The 18,118-nt window shown below is 60.2% G+C and carries 22 protein-coding genes and 1 tRNA gene; 13 read left to right on the top strand and 10 right to left on the bottom strand.

Translation table 11 applies throughout. From position 1 onward, the window contains the following. Positions 1 to 3: 3 nt before the first annotated feature. From purH to htpX, 3 genes are read right to left on the bottom strand one after another with little or no spacing between them, the layout of a single operon-like run. Positions 4 to 1,584: a bifunctional phosphoribosylaminoimidazolecarboxamide formyltransferase/IMP cyclohydrolase gene (gene purH / locus ACEW8Q_RS02710; protein WP_373502511.1), complete on the bottom strand. Its 1,581-nt coding sequence runs from the start codon at positions 1,582 to 1,584 to the stop codon at positions 4 to 6. Positions 1,585 to 1,642: 58 nt separating this feature from the next. After that, positions 1,643 to 2,956, bottom strand: a complete 1,314-nt coding sequence (locus tag ACEW8Q_RS02705) for an RsmB/NOP family class I SAM-dependent RNA methyltransferase (RefSeq protein ID WP_373502510.1) — start codon at positions 2,954 to 2,956, stop codon at positions 1,643 to 1,645. Further along, on the bottom strand, positions 2,953 to 3,864 hold the full coding sequence (htpX, locus tag ACEW8Q_RS02700) for a zinc metalloprotease HtpX (RefSeq protein WP_373502509.1): 912 nt from the start codon (positions 3,862 to 3,864) through the stop codon (positions 2,953 to 2,955). The genes ACEW8Q_RS02705 and htpX overlap by 4 nt, the downstream gene beginning before the upstream one ends. Positions 3,865 to 3,915: 51 nt before the next feature. On the opposite strand from htpX, the gene ACEW8Q_RS02695 reads away from it, so the two are divergent. Then, positions 3,916 to 4,107 (top strand): DUF1674 domain-containing protein, encoded by a 192-nt coding sequence (locus ACEW8Q_RS02695; RefSeq protein WP_373502508.1) that lies wholly within the window; start codon positions 3,916 to 3,918, stop codon positions 4,105 to 4,107. Here ACEW8Q_RS02695 and gluQRS read toward each other — a convergent pair whose 3' ends face one another. Beyond that, positions 4,108 to 4,893 carry a tRNA glutamyl-Q(34) synthetase GluQRS gene (gluQRS, locus tag ACEW8Q_RS02690; RefSeq protein ID WP_373502507.1) on the bottom strand — a complete coding sequence of 262 codons (786 nt, stop codon included), beginning with the start codon at positions 4,891 to 4,893 and terminating at the stop codon, positions 4,108 to 4,110. A 42-nt stretch (positions 4,894 to 4,935) separates the two neighbouring features. Here gluQRS and ACEW8Q_RS02685 point away from each other — a divergent pair, with 42 nt between their 5' ends. Together ACEW8Q_RS02685 and ACEW8Q_RS02680 are read left to right on the top strand one after the other, a co-directional pair. Continuing rightward, on the top strand, positions 4,936 to 5,577 hold the full coding sequence (locus ACEW8Q_RS02685; protein WP_373502506.1) for a DNA-3-methyladenine glycosylase: 642 nt from the start codon (positions 4,936 to 4,938) through the stop codon (positions 5,575 to 5,577). Between the two features lie 58 nt (positions 5,578 to 5,635). Next, positions 5,636 to 6,202 (top strand): HNH endonuclease, encoded by a 567-nt coding sequence (locus ACEW8Q_RS02680; RefSeq protein ID WP_373502505.1) that lies wholly within the window; start codon positions 5,636 to 5,638, stop codon positions 6,200 to 6,202. Here the strand turns inward: ACEW8Q_RS02680 and ACEW8Q_RS02675 are convergent. From ACEW8Q_RS02675 to arfB, 3 genes are read right to left on the bottom strand one after another with little or no spacing between them, the layout of a single operon-like run. After that, positions 6,175 to 6,666 (bottom strand): disulfide bond formation protein B, encoded by a 492-nt coding sequence (locus ACEW8Q_RS02675; RefSeq protein ID WP_373502504.1) that lies wholly within the window; start codon positions 6,664 to 6,666, stop codon positions 6,175 to 6,177. The genes ACEW8Q_RS02680 and ACEW8Q_RS02675 overlap by 28 nt on opposite strands. Further along, positions 6,660 to 7,271, bottom strand: a complete 612-nt coding sequence (locus tag ACEW8Q_RS02670; protein ID WP_373502503.1) for a YqaA family protein — start codon at positions 7,269 to 7,271, stop codon at positions 6,660 to 6,662. The genes ACEW8Q_RS02675 and ACEW8Q_RS02670 overlap by 7 nt, the downstream gene beginning before the upstream one ends. A gap of 6 nt (positions 7,272 to 7,277) precedes the next feature. Then, positions 7,278 to 7,697, bottom strand: coding sequence for an alternative ribosome rescue aminoacyl-tRNA hydrolase ArfB (gene arfB / locus ACEW8Q_RS02665; protein ID WP_373502502.1), 420 nt, complete (start codon positions 7,695 to 7,697; stop codon positions 7,278 to 7,280). A gap of 65 nt (positions 7,698 to 7,762) precedes the next feature. Between arfB and ACEW8Q_RS02660 the strand changes: the two genes are divergently transcribed. From ACEW8Q_RS02660 to ACEW8Q_RS02640, 5 genes are all read left to right on the top strand, one after another. Next, positions 7,763 to 7,848 (top strand) — tRNA-Leu (locus tag ACEW8Q_RS02660). 87 nt (positions 7,849 to 7,935) lie between these two features. Then, positions 7,936 to 9,216: a D-alanyl-D-alanine carboxypeptidase family protein gene (locus ACEW8Q_RS02655; protein WP_373502501.1), complete on the top strand. Its 1,281-nt coding sequence runs from the start codon at positions 7,936 to 7,938 to the stop codon at positions 9,214 to 9,216. A gap of 6 nt (positions 9,217 to 9,222) precedes the next feature. After that, entirely contained in the window at positions 9,223 to 10,113 is an 891-nt protein-coding gene (locus tag ACEW8Q_RS02650) for a DMT family transporter (protein WP_373502500.1), read from the top strand. 5 nt (positions 10,114 to 10,118) lie between these two features. Beyond that, the gene (locus tag ACEW8Q_RS02645; protein WP_373502499.1) at positions 10,119 to 11,246 is read left to right on the top strand and encodes a GTP-binding protein; all 1,128 of its coding nucleotides are present in this window, start codon (positions 10,119 to 10,121) and stop codon (positions 11,244 to 11,246) included. Positions 11,247 to 11,250: 4 nt separating this feature from the next. Further along, complete coding sequence (locus tag ACEW8Q_RS02640; RefSeq protein WP_373502498.1) at positions 11,251 to 11,601, top strand: Spx/MgsR family RNA polymerase-binding regulatory protein; 351 nt, start codon at positions 11,251 to 11,253, stop codon at positions 11,599 to 11,601. Between the two features lie 66 nt (positions 11,602 to 11,667). Here ACEW8Q_RS02640 and ACEW8Q_RS02635 read toward each other — a convergent pair whose 3' ends face one another. Together ACEW8Q_RS02635 and ACEW8Q_RS02630 are read right to left on the bottom strand one after the other, a co-directional pair. Then, on the bottom strand, positions 11,668 to 12,546 hold the full coding sequence (locus tag ACEW8Q_RS02635; protein WP_373502497.1) for a dimethylarginine dimethylaminohydrolase family protein: 879 nt from the start codon (positions 12,544 to 12,546) through the stop codon (positions 11,668 to 11,670). After that, positions 12,543 to 12,779, bottom strand: coding sequence for a sulfurtransferase TusA family protein (locus tag ACEW8Q_RS02630; protein ID WP_373502556.1), 237 nt, complete (start codon positions 12,777 to 12,779; stop codon positions 12,543 to 12,545). The genes ACEW8Q_RS02635 and ACEW8Q_RS02630 overlap by 4 nt, the downstream gene beginning before the upstream one ends. Before the next feature lie 43 nt (positions 12,780 to 12,822). Between ACEW8Q_RS02630 and ACEW8Q_RS02625 the strand changes: the two genes are divergently transcribed. The 5 genes from ACEW8Q_RS02625 to ACEW8Q_RS02605 all read left to right on the top strand — a co-directional run bounded on the left by ACEW8Q_RS02625 (position 12,823) and on the right by ACEW8Q_RS02605 (position 17,644). Further along, positions 12,823 to 13,407 carry an MOSC domain-containing protein gene (locus tag ACEW8Q_RS02625; RefSeq protein WP_373502496.1) on the top strand — a complete coding sequence of 195 codons (585 nt, stop codon included), beginning with the start codon at positions 12,823 to 12,825 and terminating at the stop codon, positions 13,405 to 13,407. Next, positions 13,404 to 13,997 carry a molybdenum cofactor guanylyltransferase gene (gene mobA / locus ACEW8Q_RS02620; RefSeq protein WP_373502495.1) on the top strand — a complete coding sequence of 198 codons (594 nt, stop codon included), beginning with the start codon at positions 13,404 to 13,406 and terminating at the stop codon, positions 13,995 to 13,997. Before ACEW8Q_RS02625 ends, mobA begins: the two co-directional genes overlap by 4 nt. Continuing rightward, positions 13,994 to 14,494 carry a molybdopterin-guanine dinucleotide biosynthesis protein B gene (gene mobB / locus ACEW8Q_RS02615; RefSeq protein WP_373502494.1) on the top strand — a complete coding sequence of 167 codons (501 nt, stop codon included), beginning with the start codon at positions 13,994 to 13,996 and terminating at the stop codon, positions 14,492 to 14,494. Before mobA ends, mobB begins: the two co-directional genes overlap by 4 nt. Continuing rightward, entirely contained in the window at positions 14,491 to 15,027 is a 537-nt protein-coding gene (locus ACEW8Q_RS02610) for a DUF924 family protein (protein ID WP_373502493.1), read from the top strand. The genes mobB and ACEW8Q_RS02610 overlap by 4 nt, the downstream gene beginning before the upstream one ends. A gap of 100 nt (positions 15,028 to 15,127) precedes the next feature. Beyond that, positions 15,128 to 17,644: an FAD-dependent oxidoreductase gene (locus ACEW8Q_RS02605; protein WP_373502492.1), complete on the top strand. Its 2,517-nt coding sequence runs from the start codon at positions 15,128 to 15,130 to the stop codon at positions 17,642 to 17,644. 99 nt (positions 17,645 to 17,743) lie between these two features. Here the strand turns inward: ACEW8Q_RS02605 and ACEW8Q_RS02600 are convergent, their stop codons facing one another. Then, entirely contained in the window at positions 17,744 to 17,977 is a 234-nt protein-coding gene (locus tag ACEW8Q_RS02600) for a Rieske (2Fe-2S) protein (protein WP_373502491.1), read from the bottom strand. Positions 17,978 to 18,118 lie beyond the last annotated feature (141 nt).

The following is an 18,118-nucleotide window of genomic DNA, read 5'->3' as shown; positions in this document are numbered from 1 at the left end:
CTCTCAGTGCCGAAAGTGCCTGAAGCCGGTGAAGACCATGGCAAGGCCCGCGTCATCTGCCGCCCGGATGACGTCGTCATCCTTGAGTGACCCACCCGGCTGAATGACAGCGGTAGCGCCAGCCTCGGCCGCCTGAAGCAGGCCATCCGGGAATGGAAAGAATGCGTCCGACGCAACGACCGAACCCCTGATCGAGGGTTCGGCCAAGCCGGCATTCCTCGAGATGTCCTGATTCTTGTGAGCCGCGATCCGGGCGGAATCGACCCGAGACATCTGGCCAGCCCCGATCCCGACGGTCGTGCCACCCTTGGCATAGACGATTGCATTGGACTTCACATGCTTTGCCACGCGGAACGCGAACCGGAGGTCATTGAGCTCTTGTTCGGTCGGGGCGCGTTTCGTGACAACCTTCAATGCCATGTGGTCGACAGTCGCCGTGTCCCGAGTCTGAACCAGCAGCCCCCCTCCGACAGATCGCACTGAAAGACCACCTTGCGCTCCCAGGCCAGTCTCCAACAGGAGAAGCCTCAGGTTCTTCTTCCTGGCAACAATGTCCAGAGCTGCCTCATCCGCGGACGGCGCCACAATGACTTCCGTGAAAAGCTCGGTAATCTCTTCAGCCGTCGCAGCATCCAGATTCCGGTTCACGGCAATGATTCCCCCGAAGGCGCTGACCGGGTCACAACTCAATGCCTTGCGATAGGCACTCCGAAGATCTGCTCCCAGAGCCACACCGCAAGGATTGGCGTGTTTCACGATCACACAGGCCGCATCTGAGCCCGCATCGAATTCCGCCAGGCATTCGATCGCCGCATCTGTGTCATTGATGTTGTTGTAGGAAAGTTCCTTGCCCTGAACTTGCCGGGCAGCAGTGATGCCGAACCGGCGGCCGGGCGCAGCATAGAGAGCAGCCGACTGATGTGGGTTCTCGCCATACCGCAGTTTCTGCAGCAATTGCCCGCCAGTGGCGAAGTATGGCCCCAAGGCATCGCCCGACTGGTTGCCGAACCACAGGCTGATCGCCGCATCGTAACTCGCGGTCCGCGAAAACGCCTTCGCTGCCAATCGCCTACGGCTTTCCAGGGATGTTCGATTCGCCTGTGAAACAAGCTCTTCACCAACTGCGCCATAATCCACGGGATCGACGATCACTGTCACGTCCTGGTGGTTCTTGGCCGCTGCGCGGATCATCGCAGGTCCCCCCACATCGATGTTCTCGATGGTGTCGTCCCAACCCGCACCCCTGGCGACAGTCGCCTCGAAGGGATAGAGGTTCACGACAAGCAATCCGATCGGCGCAATCTGGTGTGTAGCCATCGCTTCCCTATGTTTCGGGTCGGACAGCACGCCCAGCAGGCCGCCATGAATCATCGGGTGAAGTGTCTTGACGCGGCCGTCCATGATTTCGGGAAAGCCGGTAACATCAGCCACTTCCGTAACGGGTAAACCAGCTGCCTTGAGCGATTTGGCTGTTCCGCCTGTCGAGATCAGCTCAATTCCCAAAGTTACAAGATTGCCGGCAAACTCCAGAAGCCCAGTCTTGTCGGAGACGGAAAGCAATGCGCGCCGAATTGGTTCAGACATCATGTCCTCTTTGGGCCGTTTCGGGTCCGCATAGCACGTCCGGCGTCTGGTACAACCGTCATGTCCGGCGGCGAAGGGCCACTGCAAAGAAACCGTCGAGGCCTTCCGATGCCCCGATCTTCATGAAGGGTAGTGTCCTGATCCAGCCTTCCGGCATCACGAACTCCGACGGAAGGCCCGGAACGAGAGGCTCAACAATTTCGAAACCGGGCTGTGCCGCCAGGAACTTCTCGACCTGCTGCTCACCTTCCTCCGGCTCAAGCGAGCAGGTGCAAAATACCAGCAAACCGCCTGGTGCGACACGAGCACTCGCACAGGACAGCAATTCAGCCTGAAGCTTTGCAAGCTGCAGGATCTGAGGCTCAGTCTTCAGGTAAGCCAGTTCCGGATGGCGGCGGATCGTACCTGTTGCAGAGCAGGGCGCATCCAGCAACACGGCATCGAACAGCTTGGTCATGCCGAGCGCGCGCACGTCGGCTTCCACGATCTCCGCGGTCATACCGGTTCGCGCCAGGTTTTCGCGCAGGCGTGACAGCCGTTGCGGCGAGGAATCAACGGCTGTCACCGAGGCACCCGCAGCTATCAACTGCATGGTCTTGCCGCCGGGAGCTGCGCAAAGATCGAGAACCTCACGTCCCCTGACATCTCCGAGGAGGCGCACAGGCAGCGCGGCGGCGGCATCCTGCACCCACCATTCGCCCTCGGAAAAACCCGGGAGTTCCGTAACACCAGCGTGATCTGCACTCAGCCGGACCGATCCCGTCGGCAAGGGCATACCGCCGATCCGGGTGGCCCACTCCTCGGGATCAGTCTTTACCGAAATATCGAGGAAGGGTTCGTTTCGATGGGCCTTGTCAATCTCGCGGGCATAGCCGGCCCCATAATTCTGGCTCCATCTCCACCAGAGCCATCCGGGCGTGTTGAGGGGAGGGCCCTTGGAGCTCTCCAGATCGGCCTTGCCTTGCGCGGCGATCTTCCGAAGGACGGCGTTCACCAACCCCGAGAAGTGAGTGGCATTGCGGTCGGTGCGGGCGGACCTGACCGCCTGATCGATCGCAGCGTGGACCGGTACTCCAAGAAAGAGAAGTTCGGCAATTCCGACCCACAAGATGAAATTCGCAGGTCCCGATTTCCGGGGAAGTGGTTTCGCGAGATGAGATTTGAGAACCCATTCAATCTCGCCACGATGACGAAAGATGGTGAGCAGAAGGACATGAAGAAAGGAACGGTCCCGGGACTCGAGTTGCCCGATCCCGGAGGCTGTGCGCAGGCTTTCCTCGATCGTCAATCCATCGCGGACAATGCGTTCCACCAGACTGGCCGCCAGCTGGCGGACCTCCAGGCCCTTCGGCGCAGTAGCGACAGCGCTCAACCCCACGGTCCGGATCGCCCTTCGTTCATCTGTCCCCATGGTCCGCGTGGGCGGGCCACCTGGCCCATCTCATGGGATATCTTCTGAAGGGCCTCGATCCGATTGCGCGGATCGGGATGCGTGGAGAACAGGCCGTCCATCCTCTGGCCTGACAGCGGGTTGATGATGAACATGTGAGCGGTGGCCGGATTGGCCTCGGCGGTCGGGTTCTCGATCTGATGGGCAGCACCTGAAATCTTGGCCAGCGCGGAAGCCAGCGCCAGCGGCTGGCCCGAGATTTCCGCACCGCCGCGGTCAGCGCCATATTCGCGCGTCCGGCTGATCGCCATCTGTACCAGCATTGCAGCAAGCGGCGCCAGGATGACCATCAATATGACGCCAATGAACCCCAGCGGGTTGTTTCGGTCCCGGCTACCACCAAAGAAAATGCCGAAATTGGCCAGCATCGAAATGGCGCCGGCAATGGTCGCCGTAACCGTCATGACGAGCGTGTCGCGGTTCTTCACATGCGCAAGTTCGTGCGCCATGACGCCTGCGATCTCATCCCGGTCGAGCAATTGAAGTAGCCCGGTCGTCGCGGCGACAGCGGCGTTTTCCGGGTTCCGGCCCGTCGCAAAGGCATTGGGCTGGGGATTATCCATGACGTAGACCTTGGGCATGGGAAGTCCGGCGTTCTTCGACAGCTCCTCGATCATCGCGTAGAACTCCGGGGCAGACTGCCGGTCAACCTGGCGGGCGCCATGCATCCGCAACACCATCTTGTCGGCATTCCAGTAGGCAAAGACATTCATGCCAGCGGCAATGACGAAGGCGATCAGCATGCCTTGCTCGCGGCCGAGCAGATAACCCACCGCGAGAAACAGCCCCATCATGGCTGCCATCAGCAGTCCGGTGCGCATGGTATTCATCAAGCGAACTCCTCCTTGCCAAGCTGTTGCCTGCCGCCCCATATGATAGCAATGACGGACGACCACAAGATCATCGAACCGGACAAGCTCACTCCCGAAGCCCGGCGTGCCCTTGCCGAGGCGGAGGAGCGCCGCAAGTCTGCGGCCCCTCCAGAGCTCCCGAAGGAAATCAACGGCCGGCAAGGCCCCGAGCCCACGCGCTTCGGCGACTGGGAAAACAAGGGTATCACCAGCGATTTCTGATCAGTCAAAGCCAAGCCTCCTCCTGATGTCGGCAGGCGTGACGCCGCCGTTTCTCAAGTGGCGCAGAGCCGTACTCTTCAGGCTCTTAGACAGCTTCTGACCACTCTCATCGGTTATCAGCGGATGATGCGTATAGTTTGGCGTCGGTAGTTCGAGCAGGCGCTGCAACACCTTGTGCATGGATGTCGCTGCTTCCATGTCCTTGCCACGAACGATATGGGTGACCTTCTGCAAGGCATCGTCGGTCACGACCGCGATATGATAGCTCGATCCCACATGCCGCTTCGCGATGACGGCATCTCCCCAGACAGAGGCTTCCTGATCCCCAAGCCGGGCCATGTTCAGTCGCCAGCCGTGAACGGCGCCATCAGAAATCCGCTTCTCCGCCAATTCCCGCGGCAATGCCCGGCAGGTGCCGCCATAATGTGGCTGCCCATCGGGATCGAAACTCTGCAATGCGTGCGCCGCCGCAATTTTCCTCGAACAGAAGCAGGGATAGAGAGCCCCCACCGACCATAGCGCCATGAGATTGGCCACATAGTCATCGAAGTGCTCGCTCTGTATCCGCACCGGCTGTTCCCAGCGCAGGCCAAGCCACTCGAGGTCCTCGAAGATCATGGCCGTGAACTCGGGCTTGCATCGCGTTTCGTCGGTGTCCTCGATGCGAACCAGAAAGCGGCCGCCGGACTCCCTGGCCATCCGGTCGTTCAGCAGGGCCGAGTAGGCGTGGCCCAGGTGAAGCAGGCCGTTGGGGCTGGGCGCGAAACGGAAGACCTGTTGGTTCATGGCCTGCTCTTGCGATCAATCGTCCAAAAGGTAAATAGAGCCATGGTGCGCATTTCCACAGTGGAGGAGCTTCAGAAAGCCGTCGATCATCTTGTCCGGATCGAACCGAAGTTTCGGGCCATCGTGCTGCGTCATGGCCTTCCTTCCCTTCGGCATAGCGAGCCCGGATTGGCGAGCCTCCTGAGGATTGTCACCGATCAGCTCATCTCGCTGAAAGCTGGTGAAGCCATCTGGAAACGATTGGCTGCACATCTGGCGCCGTTCGAACCGGACGCGATCATTGCATGCGGTTACGATCAGCTGAAGGCTTTGGGCCTGTCCGGAGCCAAGGCCCGATGTTTCCTGGCGGCAGCAGAGGGCTACGCGTCCGGCCAGATCGACAACGACGTGCTGGCACGGCTCAGTGCAGACGAAGCGGCGGAACACCTCATGGCCATCCGCGGCGTAGGGCCATGGACCGCCGACATCTACCTCCTCTCGGCTCTCCAGGTTGCCGACGCCTGGCCTGCGGCTGACCTTGCGCTACAGGTGGCGGCGCAGGAACTTCTCCATTTGCCGGTTCGACCCAGCAGCAAGGACATGATCGCCATGGCCTCAGGATGGCGGCCCTACCGTGCCGCCGCCGCCCGGCTCCTGTGGAGTCATTACCGCGGACTGAAGCAGATGCCGCAGGCGCCTATCTAAGGACTTCACAGGACCGTCACACCAGATATAGTAATGTTCTGGGAATCGAACCCGTGAGGTGAGCGTGCAATTCGCGCCGGTTGCGCCGGAAGCCTGCCCTGCCCTGGTTCTCAACGCGGACTTCCGCCCGTTGAGCTACTATCCCTTGTCGCTGTGGAGCTGGCAGGACACCATCAAGGCGGTCTTCCTCGACCGTGTAAACATCGTGTCCGAGTATGATCGGGTGGTGAGAAGCCCGACCTTCGAATTCCGACTGCCGAGCGTCGTTTCTCTCAAGACCTATGTGAAGCCCTCGCGAACACCGGCCTTCACGCGGTTCAATGTCTTTCTCCGCGACCGATTCACCTGCCAGTATTGCGGCGGACACGATGATCTCACCTTTGACCACGTCACGCCCCGCTCGAAGGGCGGGCAGACCACATGGGAGAACGTCGTCGCGGCCTGTTCACCCTGCAACCTGCTGAAGGGAGGGTACATGCCTCAGCAGATCAACATGTTCCCGGCTCAAAGGCCAATCAGGCCAACGGTGAGCCAGCTACATCGCAATGGCCGCCTGTTCCCGCCGAACTACCTCCACGAGAGCTGGCAGGACTACCTTTACTGGGATACCGAACTCGATCCCTGAGCGCGGACCCCAGCCACCGCGACAATCGCCAGCCCCAACGAGATCACCGCGTTCCACCCGGCCAGAGAAAGGCCGAGAATCCGTATGGCGGCCTTGTCGCACATCACCGCAGGAGTCGAGAGATCGGGCAGGCCGCCGGTCAACTGTCCCGTGCCGGTGCAGGTGGTCGGCCCCGGCCACCAGCCCCATTCGACACCTGAATGAAAGATCCCGAAGACCATGCTGCCCAGCCAGACGAGTGCCAGCCCGGCGAGGCCATACCGGGCAAGCGACGGCGAAGATGGCGAGATCAGCGCCACCGCCAGGGCCAGCGGAATGGCGACGTAATAGGCCCACCGTTGCTTGAGACAGAGATCACAAGGCGCGTAGCCCGCAAACTCGAAGATCCAGGCTCCCGCGATCGTCGCAGCGGCAACAGCCAGGATCAGAAGAGCCGCACGCTGCGGGGTGATGCTTTTCAACATGACGTGATGGCTCCCGAGACGCCGGAATACTTGATCAACAGATAGAGCGCGATGAGTATGGCCGCTGCAAGGGCAGCGATGAGGCCAAGGCGTTTCTCGATGAAGTCCTGGATTGGCTCGCCATAGCGGCGGAGCGCCCAAGCCAGCGCAAAGAAACGCGCGCCCCGCGCGATGACGCAGGAAACGACAAAGAAGATGAAGCTGATCTGTGCGACGCCCGCCAGGATGGTGACCACCTTGATCGGAGGAAGATGCGAAAGGCCCGAGGTGACCAGCAGCATCATCAGGGTGTCTTCGCCCGTGCACTGGCGAAGATGTTCGAAATCGTCGAGCTTTCCGTAGAAGCTCAGGACGGGTTTGGCGAAGGCTTCATAGGCCAGCGCTCCCAGAAAATATCCGGCAATGCCGCCCAGCGTCGAAGCGACCGTTGCCACCAGGGCAAAGCGGTAGGCCCGGGCCGGCCGGGCCAGCGCCATGGGAAGGAAGAGCACATCCGCCGGCACGAGAAAGACCGAACTCTCGATGAAGGCAATCACAGCCAGCCAGACTTCGGCTGTCTTTCGCCCCGCCAGCGACAGGGTCCAGTCATAAAGCTTTCTGAGCATCAGCAATCAATCCGTGTCGGACCGGGCGGTCCGCAATTTCTTGGTCTGGGAGCGTTTCGATTTCGATTCAAGGCGGCGTGTCTTGGAAGCCTTGGTGGGCCGCGTCGCGATCCGGCGTTTCGGACGATGAGAAGCCTTCCGCAGCATTTCGACGAGCTTCTGGAGAGCAATGTCGCGGTTGCGTTCCTGGGAACGGGTTTCCTGCGAGGTGATGACGAGCACCCCATCCAGCGTCAGCTGGCGGCCCGCGACTGTTCGAAGGCGGATCTTCAGGTCTTCAGGCAGGAAGGCCTTGGCCACGTCAAAGCGCAATTCGGCTGCGGTCGAGACCTTGTTGACGTTCTGTCCGCCCGGCCCCGATGCCCGGACGAAGTTCCAGACGATGTCGCCCTCGTCAATTGCCAGTGAATCGGTAATCCGGATCATGCAACGCCTTGTCGCCCTTTACGGTTGACGGCGCAAGAGAGGGCAATTAAGCGGTTTGGACAAGGGCCTCTGTGGCGGAATGGTAGACGCGGCAGACTCAAAATCTGTTGCTCGCAAGGGCGTGGGGGTTCGAGTCCCTCCAGGGGCACCAGCAGGCCTGGACGACTTGCCGCAGATTGGGCCAAATCGTGTGTTCACACAGCTTGGCCGTTCTTTGACAACAGGGAGACGTGGCAGCTTGCCAGTTCTTTGCCGTTTCATCGTGGCGCTTGCCATGCTCCTGGGCGCAACCCATTCGATCGCGGCCGCCGCAGGACCATCACTCCTGTTTGACCCTGCGACCGGAGAAGTACTCTCCCAGGACCGGGCGGGCGAGCCCTGGTATCCGGCTTCCATCACCAAGCTGATGACCGCCTATGTCGTCTTCGGAAAGCTGCACGCCGGCACAATGAAACTGGAGCAGAAGCTGCCGGTATCCGAGCTGGCGCATGCGCAGCCTCCCAGCAAGATCGGTATTCCGGTCTCTGGCACGGTGTCGACCGACTTCGCCCTTCAGGCGCTGCTGGTTTATTCGGCCAACGACATTGCCTATGTTCTCGCCGAGGCCGCCTCGGGAAGCGTCCAAAACTTTGCGGACGAAATGAATGCGCAGGCCCGGAAGCTGGGAATGACCGGCAGCCATTTCGTCAATCCCAATGGGCTGTTCGATCCTCGTCACATCACCACGGCCCGCGACATGGGCCTATTGGTCGCAGCCTTGCTGAAGGACTATCCCGAACATCAACACTACTTCTCGCAGGACTTTCTGGCCGTCGGAAAGCGGAAGCTGTCGAACCGGAACTCGCTTCTCCGGCAGATGCCGGAAGCCGATGGCATGAAGACCGGCTTCGTCTGCAATTCGGGTTTCAACCTGGCAGCCACCGCGACGCAAGAGGGCCGGAAGCTCGCCGCCATCATCTTCGGCGCCAACAGCGGAAAGCATCGCGCCGACCTCGCTGAAATGCTTCTGGTCGACGGGTTTTCCCGGCCGGCCGCGCCGCGCCCCAAGATCGCCGACATCGCCAACATGAAGACCGGCGCCATCGTGCCCGCCGACATGACCAAGACGGTGTGCAAGCAGAAGCCAATCGCCATCGCCCGCTCGAAGGATCTCGGTGGCTGGGGCGTTTCCTTCGGCAATTATGAGTCTTCGGCAACCGCCGACATGGCGCTGCGCGGACGACTGCTCAGTCCCGACGGCATGCAGCTGCCGGGAACGCCCGGCATCATCCGCATGCCCGGCAAGGGTGGATATGCTGCCGCGATGTGGAATCTGGACCAGCAGAAGAGTCTTGCCGCATGTGCAAGCTACCGAGCTGCAAACGCACCATGCGAGGTCATAACGCCTGATACTTTCGCCCAGATCGCAGCCCTCGTACCTGACCCGCCTCCGGTTACCTCATCGACGGCTGCCCAGGGATCGGACGTCAGCAAGCTGAAGAAGAAATCTACCCGAAAGAAGAAAAAGAAGAAAAACTGAGTCCAGATGATCAATCGTACCGGGCTCGGAATCGCATGCGCGCTGGGTGCTGCCGCGCTCTACGGACTCGTTCCGAATTTTACCCGCGGGGCTTTCGTGAATGGCGTTCCCTCCATGGAGAGCACGCTGTTCCGGACCTACGTGATCGCCATCATCTTTGCCATGGTCGCAGTCGTCCAGGGTAAAAGGTTCGCCATTCCCCGCGCAGCCTGGCCGAGCTTTGCCGGTCAGTCGCTTGCGACGATCTTCGTCTCGATCGGCTACCTCGTTTCAGTGCAGTTCATTCCCGTAGGGCTGGCTGTCATCATCTTCTATCTCTTTCCTGTCCTCGTCATGCTGGCTGCACCGCTTGTCGAGGGGAGAAATCCAGGATTGCCGCGTATTCTCATCTCGATCGTTGCCTTCGCCGGACTCGCGATCGTCATAGGCCCCAGTTTCGACAGTCTCGACATCCGGGGAATTCTCCTTGCGGCACTGGCTGCCATTGGGGCCGCACTGCAGTTCTTTTCCGGCCGCGCGATCTCGCGCTACCTGACGCCCAGCGTGTTCGGAAGCCTTGTTCATATCGCCATCCTGCCGCCCATGCTGGCCATCGCGCTGTACACAGGGGGAGGGACAATTCAGATATTTCCGGGCGGAACAGCCACCTCCGCGGGTCTCGCCTTCATGGCCGGGCTGGGAGCGGTCTACGTCTTTGGATACATGGGGCAGATGCTCTCGCTCCGCTTTGCCCCTGCCTCGACCGTCGCTCCCTTCTACAATCTCGAACCCGTCGTGACGACCGGGATCGCTGCCGCCTTCCTTGGCGAGCGGCTGCAGGCCAATCAATATGCCGGTGGAGGACTGGTGCTTGCCGCTCTCGTCGCCTCAAGCCTCATCGGAAGATGGAAAAGATAGCTGCCATGGCCGAAACTCCAATTCCTGTCGCGATCCTCACTGGCTTCCTCGGTGCCGGGAAGACAACCCTGCTCAATTTCCTGCTGAAGGACCCCTTCCTCGCCAACGCCGCCGTCATCATCAACGAATTCGGTGACGTGGGGATCGATCATCTGCTGGTCGAGCGGGCTGATGAGAATGTCATCGAGATGGCATCAGGCTGCCTGTGCTGCACCATCCGCGGCGATCTTATCGACACGATACATGACTTGCTGGCCAGGCGTGGACGTGGCGAGATCAAGCGCTTTGACCGCATCGTGATCGAAACCACGGGCCTCGCCGATCCCGCTCCTGTCTTGCATGCGGTGATGAGCGAGCCGGGCCTGCTCGCGGCCTGCCGCCTTGAGGGCGTCATCACGGTCGTCGATGCCTTCAACGGCATGGCAACTCTCGATGCGCATATGGAAGCCGTGAAGCAGGTGGCGGTGGCGGACCGTATCGTGCTCACCAAAGTCGATCTGCTCGAAGGCCGCGAAGGCGAGGACATGCTGTTCGCCATCATCGGGCGGCTGAGAAAACTCAATCCGGCGGCGCGGCTCTTGACCACGCATCGCAACGAGGCGACTGCCGAGCGGTTGTTCACCATGGGCCTGTTCGATCCCACGAAGAAGACGCCGGACGTTCAGGCGTGGCTGGCAACAGAAGCGTATCAGACGGGCGAAAAGCGCGGACGGCGGCACCGGCATCACGGGCATGCCCACGATCATGACCATCACCATGACGATGTCTCACGCCATGACGATCACATCCACTCGTTCAGTTTCACCGAAAACAACGCCATCAGCCCGCAGGGACTTGAACTCTTCATGGAACTGCTGAAGTCATACCACGGCGCCAACATGCTGCGGATGAAGGGAATCGTGAAAGTGTCGGACGATCCGGCGCGCCCTGTGGTCCTGCACGGTGTCCAGCACGTATTTCATCCACCAGTCAGGCTGGAGGCCTGGCCGGATGGAGACGAGCGGACCCGCCTCGTCTTCATCGTCAAGGATATCGAGAAGTCGATGATCGAGGGGCTGTTCCGTGCGTTTACCGACCAGATCACTGGCGGGGCCGATGCCTTCACCGACAAGACACTTTCTCTCAACAGGTAATGCCATGGCACTGAAACTCTACGGACTGTCGAAATGCTCCACCTGCCAGAAGGCCATCGACTGGCTGGAAGAGCGCAAGATTGCCCACAGTTTTTCCGACGTGAAGGACAATCCCATCACCAAGGAGCAGGTGGCCAAATGGTCCAGGGCGCTCGGCGGCTGGGAAAAGATGATCAATCGCGCGGGTTACACCTGGCGCGGTTTGCCGGCCGAGAAGACCGCCGATCTGACCGAAGCCAAGGCGGTTTCGCTGGCGGTCGAAAATCCGTCGCTTGTCCGCAGGCCCCTGATCGAACACAAGGATGGCAGCGTGACCGTGGGCTTCTCGAAGAAGATCCAGGAGTTGCTGGGCTGAACTAAGAACCCATTTGTCACTGAAATGGCCAGGCAATGCCCGGCCATACTTGTCATCAGGAGCCGATCAACCACGGACCAGTGGCCTCGTCATGCAGGTGGGGCCGCCCTCGCCCTTGCGGCAGATGTCGTAGCCCTTGATGACCTCGACCTTCACGCCTGCCGCCCTCATGCGGCGTTCGGTTTCGGGGTTCCCTTCCACCATCATGGCGTGACGGGGGCCAAGCGCCAGAACGTTGCAGCCCATGGTGTCGAATTCCTCTGCCGGAACCTCCACAAACTTGATGCCGCGCGACTCGAGGAACTCGACCTGACGGGCCGCCATCAGGGGCGGATAAACAACTGCCAGATTATGGTCGAGCGGGCTGAGACAAGACATCAGGTGGAAGACATCCGAGCGGCCCTTGTAGTGCGGCATGTCGAACCAGAGGATTTCAACGTCCTCGCCCGCAAGTTCACCCAACTGGCGAACACCCTCGAGATTGGTGCGGTAGCCTATGCCGGCCAGAAGTGTGTATCGGTCGATCCAGACGAGGTCGCCACCCTCGACCTTGCCCTCGCCGGTGATCTCTCCGGCGATAGGGAAACCCAATGCTTCCAGCGCCGCGCCGTTGACAGAGGATTCCTTGCGGCGCTGCGGCTTGCCCATGCGGGGCTTCACCAGTCCGCGCGGCGTGACGATCAGTGCGTCATGGGTATAGATAGAATCGAGTGTTAGTCCATCACCCGCGGGCAGCTTGATGACCTCGGCACCCGCTGATTTCAAGATATCCTCAACGACGGAATATTCCACTCTTGCGTTCTCCAGATCGGGCCTGGAATGAAAATTCAAGTCCTTCCATTCGGCATCAATCTTGGCATCGCTGGAAAAAGCCGTTGCCACGTCGCGCACAGCGACCTTCTTCAATTGACCCCAGTTGTTGAACGCCCCGAAATCGAAAGTCATTTCCGTCTGATCCTGAATGTGAGGGTCCCGGCTTCCGTCGTCTGGTCCAGAAGCGTATGGCCCTGCTCGTTGCAAAAGTGAGGCATGTCTATGGCCGACATGGGGTCGGTGGCAATGATCTTCAGCACATGGCCGGATGCCATCGCCGCAAGCCGCTTCCGCGCCTTCAGCACGGGGAGCGGGCAGAGGAGGCCGGACACATCGAGGGTGATTTCGGAGTGATTTTCGGACATGACCGGGGTAGTGAATACCATCGCTTCCGCCGGAGTCATACCCATGCCCGACCTCCTCACCAAGCTTCCGTTTCAGGGAACGGTCGAGTGCCTGCTGCTAAATCCTGACAGAAAGTCCGGGCTTGAGAAACAGATGGTGCAGGAGTCACGACTTCTGTTTTCCGGCATTGAAGGAGATTGCCATGGCGGGTTGACTCGGAAATCCGACAGCCGGATGCTGAAGCAGTTCAAACGAGGGACGCTGGTGAGGAACGCGCGCCAGCTTTCCATCCTCTCCACCGAGGAGCTTGCCGAGGTGGCAAACGCCATGGGCATACTGCACGTCAAGCCCGATTGGGTGGGTGCCAATCTGGTCACACGCGGCATTCCCGACCTGACCTTGCTGCCGCCGTCGACAAGGCTGCAATTTCCTTCAGGCGCCATGATCGTGGTCGATATCGAGAACCTGCCGTGCCGCTATCCGGCAGATATTATCGAGAAACATCACCCGGAACAGACGGCAGGATTCGTGAAGGCGGCGAAGCACAAGCGCGGTGTGGTGGGCTGGGTCGAGGCGGAGGGCACTATTCGTAAAGGCGACGCCATCACGATCTGGGTCCCGCCACTGCGGCCCTACCCTCACGCATGAAGATCGCCGGGGTCATCGTGGCGGGCGGGCGCTCCTCACGTATGGGATTCGAGAAGGCATTTGCCCTGCTTAAAGGAAGAACGATCCTGTCTCATGTCTCGTCCCGGATCGCCACCCAGGTCACAGCACTTGTCATCAACGCGAACGGCGATGCGAGCCGCTTCAAGGAACTGGGGTTTACGGTCATACCTGACCGACTGACCGATATTGACACTCCGCTTGCCGGAATTCATGCCGCCATAGCCTTCGCCAGAGAGCATGGTTTCGACGCGGCACTGACCGTTCCTTCGGACACGCCGTTCATGCCGCGGGACCTTGTTCCTCGTCTTCAGGCGGAAAAATCGCTACCCGCAATCGCAGCCTCAGGCGACCAGCGTCATTTCCTGACGGGCCTTTGGCCACACAACCTGCTGGAACGGCTGGAGATTGCAATTGAACAGGATCGCATATTCAGGGTGAAGGACTGGGCCCTCACAAGCGGTAGTGCCGCCGCCACATGGGACGTTGACCCGTTCGATCCCTTTTTCAACGTCAACACCCCGATAGACCTTGCCGAGGCCGAGCGTATTGCGGCAGAGTTCGCGCCATGAACAAGGTCATCGGCGTTGCCGGATTCAAAAATGCCGGAAAGACCACGCTGGTTGAAAGGCTGGTGACGGAACTGACGCGGCGCGGCCATCGCATATCAACCGTGAAACACGCGCATCACTCCTTCGACATCGATCACGAAGGACGCGACAGCTTTCGCCACCGCAAGGCTGGAGCAGGAGAAGTGGCGGTCGTATCGCGGCACCGCTGGGCCATCATCCACGAATTGCGGGACGAGGTTGAACCCACCCTCGACGAAATCCTTTCCAAACTCGCGCCTTGTGACCTGGTGATCGTCGAAGGTTACAAGCGCGATAGCCATGACAAGATCGAAGTGCGCAACATTGCGCTCGACCATCCGAAACTGGCGGGTGATGATCCGACCATCGTTGCCATTGCGTCCAATGGACCCGTGCCGGATGCTCCGGTGCGGCTGTTCGACCGCGATGATGTCTCGGCGCTTGCTAGTTTCATAGAGAAACACATGAGGCTCACATGACGCCACAGGAAATCGTTTCCTTCTGGGAACAGGCCGGAGAAGCGAGCTGGTTCGTCAAGGATGCGGCCTTCGATGGAGCCTTGAGAGTTCGTTTCGGCGATGCACTGCGAGAGGCCCGCGACGGCGCTTATGATCATTGGGGTGAAACGCCGGAACGAGCGCTCGGGCTGGTCCTGCTTCTCGACCAGGTCTCGCGCAACATCCACCGCGGCAATCAACTGGCCTTCGCGGCTGATTCAAGGGCACTCCGGCTGGCGAAGGACTGGATCGGCAAGGGCTATCACCAGAAGCTCGTGCCGCCCCGCGCGCGCTGGCTGATCATGCCCTTCGAGCATGCGGAAGACATCGACGCCCAGCGCCGGGGAGTTGCCCTGTTTCAAACCATGGGTCTTTCGGAGATGGCGCATTGGGCCAGAGTCCACCTCGACATCATCGCCAGATTCGGGCGCTTCCCGCATCGTAATCCGGTTCTTGGCCGGCCCTCCACGCCGCAAGAACTGGCCTTCCTGAAGTCAGGCGGTTTTGCGGGGTAGTGTCGGATTCCGTCCTGTCCCGGTCGTTCCACCTCACGCGTGTTGAATTTCGCTCACTATTGTGCCGAGAATTCGGTTTCCGGCCTCAGAGGGACATTTCATGAAAACACATGCGCGCGTGGTCGTCATTGGCGGTGGCGTGGTTGGCGTCGGCACGCTCTATCATCTGGCCAAGAAGGGCTGGAGCGACGTGGTGCTCATCGAGCGCAAGGAACTGACATCTGGATCCACCTGGCATGCCGCGGGCTTGCTGCCCCTCTTTAATATGTCCTATTCGGTCGGCCAGATTCACAAGTATTCGGTGAAGCTCTACGGGGAGCTCGAAGCCGAAACCGGGCAGCATGCAGGCTTCAGCAAGGTGTCCAACATCCGCCTCGCCCGAACGCCTGACCGCTGGGACGAGTTCATGTACTACGCCGGCATCGCGGAAACGATCGGCGTGAAGGTCAATATCCTCACCCCTGAGCAGGTGAAGGAAATCTGGCCGCTCTGCGAGACCGACGGCATCATCGGCGCAATCCAGCATCCGGATGATGGCTATATCCAGCCAGCTGACCTGACACAGGCAATGGCGAAGGGCGCGCGGACGCGGGGAGCTGAAATCTACCGCAATACGGTCGTCACCGGCATCGAGCAGAAGCCCAATGGCGAGTGGATCGTCAAGACCGACAAGGGCGATATCACCTGCGAACACGTCGTCTCGGCATCTGGAAACTTTGCGCGCAAGACCGGCGCCATGGTGGGCCTCGACATTCCGGTCATTCCCGTCGAGCACCAGTACATCGTCACCGAGCCGCATCCGCTGATCAAGGAACGCCAGGCCAAGGGCCTGCCTGAAATGGGAGTGCTGCGCGAGGCGGATTCGAGCTGGTATATGCGCGAGGAAAACGGCGGGCTGCTGCTCGGGCCTTATGAGCACGGCGCACCTTGCTGCTACATGGATGGCCCTTCGGACCAGAGCGAATACGAACTCTTCCAGGAAGACCTCGACCGGCTGGCGCCCCACATCGAAACAGCAATTGCACGCGTGCCGGCCTTCGGCGAAGTGGGTATCAAGAAGGTCTATAACGGAGCCATTGCCTATACGCCGGATGGCTCGCCCATCATTGGACCGGCATGGGACAGACAAAATTTTTGGCTGAACGAGGGCCATTCCTTTGGTGTTACCGCAGCAGGCGGAGCGGGCTGGCAGCTTGCCGAATGGATCGTCGAGGGCGAGCCCTCGATCGACATGATGGGCGTCGATCCTCGCCGTTTCGGCCCCTATGCCACACGCGGGTACCTCAAGGCCAAAAACGAAGAAGCCTATGCCAATGTCTTCACGCCACATTATCCGGATGAAGAGCGTTCCGCCGCGCGACCCCTGAAGCGTACGCCGGTTTATGACCGCATGAAGGATCTGGGTGCGGTGTTCGGCTCGGTCTACGGCTGGGAACGTCCGGGCTGGTTCGCGCCCAAGGACTATGCGCTGACGAAGGACGAATTGAAGAGCCCCGATGTCCTCACCAACCACAATTATGCTCCGCCTACGGATGATGGCCGTATCGTGGAAAAGTGGTCGTTCCGCCGCTCGAACTATTTCAAGTTCGTTGGCGAGGAATGCCGCAACGTGATGGAAAACGTCGCGGTGCAGGACATGTCGGCCTTCGCCAAGATGGAGGTCTCCGGCCCCGGCGCGCGGGAGTGGCTCGAATCGATTCTTGCCAACAAGATCCCGAAGAAGATGGGCCGTGTCGCGCTCTGCCACATGCTGACGCCTCGCGGTGGTGTGCGCGCCGAGTTCACCGTCTATGAATGGGCGCCCGGCCGGTTCTATCTTGTCTCCGCTGGTGCCTATGAGCGGCACGACCATGACTATCTGCGGAAGCTTGCGCCCACCGATGGCTCGGTGCGGCTCAACGCCATCACAACGCGTTTTGGCGTTCTGGTGCTCGCTGGCCCCAACTCGCGCAAGGTGCTGCAGAAGCTCACCGATGCCGATCTCTCGAACGAAGCCTTCCCATGGCTGTCGGGCAAGGAGATCAGCGTCGGCACCACGACGGCCCATGCGCTTCGCGTGAACTTCGTCGGCGAACTCGGCTGGGAATTCCATCACCCGATCGAGCAGCAGATCGCGTTGTTCGACCACTTGATGGAGGCGGGCAAGGAATTCGGTATTCGCCCCTATGGCATCAAGGCCATGGGTGCGCTGTCGATCGAGAAGAGCTACCGCCTCGTGCCGCGCGAACTTTCGATCGAGTACTCAGCTTATGAATCGGGCCTCGACCGGTTCGTGCATCCGAACAAAGGCCAGTTCATCGGCCGAGATGCCCTGGTGGAAGCCAAACAGAAGGGCCTCAACTGGAATTTCGTGACCATGGAAGTTCATGGCGTGACGGATGGCGATTCGGATGCGCGCGGGTCTGAGCCGCTCTATGCGAAGGGAACGCTTGTTGGGCGTGCCACCAATGGCGGCTTCGGCTTCCGGGTGAACAAGTCTCTGGCGCTGGGCATGGTGAAGCCGGAGTGCTCAGCGATCGGAACGGAACTCGAGATCAAGATCCTCGGCAAGCTGTTCAAGGCAACCGTGATCCCCGAGAGTCCCTATGATCCGGACAACAAGGCGCTCCGTGCCTGATCAATGCAACTCATTGTGGTCGGGCTTGTCCCGGCCATCTTGTGTTCTGAATCGATGAAGATGCCCGGCACTGCGGCCGGGCATGACGACATTATAGAGTCAGGCAAGAACGAAGACGTTGCCACCTTCAACCGTCACCGGAAACGTGCGGGCCTTGACATCCGGATCGACGAGCGAGGCACCTGATCTGATGTCGAACTCCCAGCCGTGCCATGCGCAGCGGACGATCTCGTTGTCGCGGCAGGAAATGAATTTTCCACCGCCATCCCATGCGGTCGTTCCGCACTGCGGGCCTTCGCAGAGCGGAGCGCCCTTATGCGGGCAGACATTCAAGTAGCCATCCGTCGTAGGCCGCCGGCTTTGCAGTCGGCGAGTTGGCGGGACTCAACGCTTCAGAAGCATGGGGTTGTCTTTGTGGATTTTGATCAGCTCCGCGAGGGTCTCGATTCCAAAGTCGGTGAACGCCATCACGCC

The sequence above is a fragment of the Aestuariivirga sp. genome (assembly GCF_041738905.1).
Taxonomy (GTDB): domain Bacteria; phylum Pseudomonadota; class Alphaproteobacteria; order Rhizobiales; family Aestuariivirgaceae; genus Aestuariivirga.
This window is presented reverse-complemented; position numbering and strand designations above follow the sequence as displayed.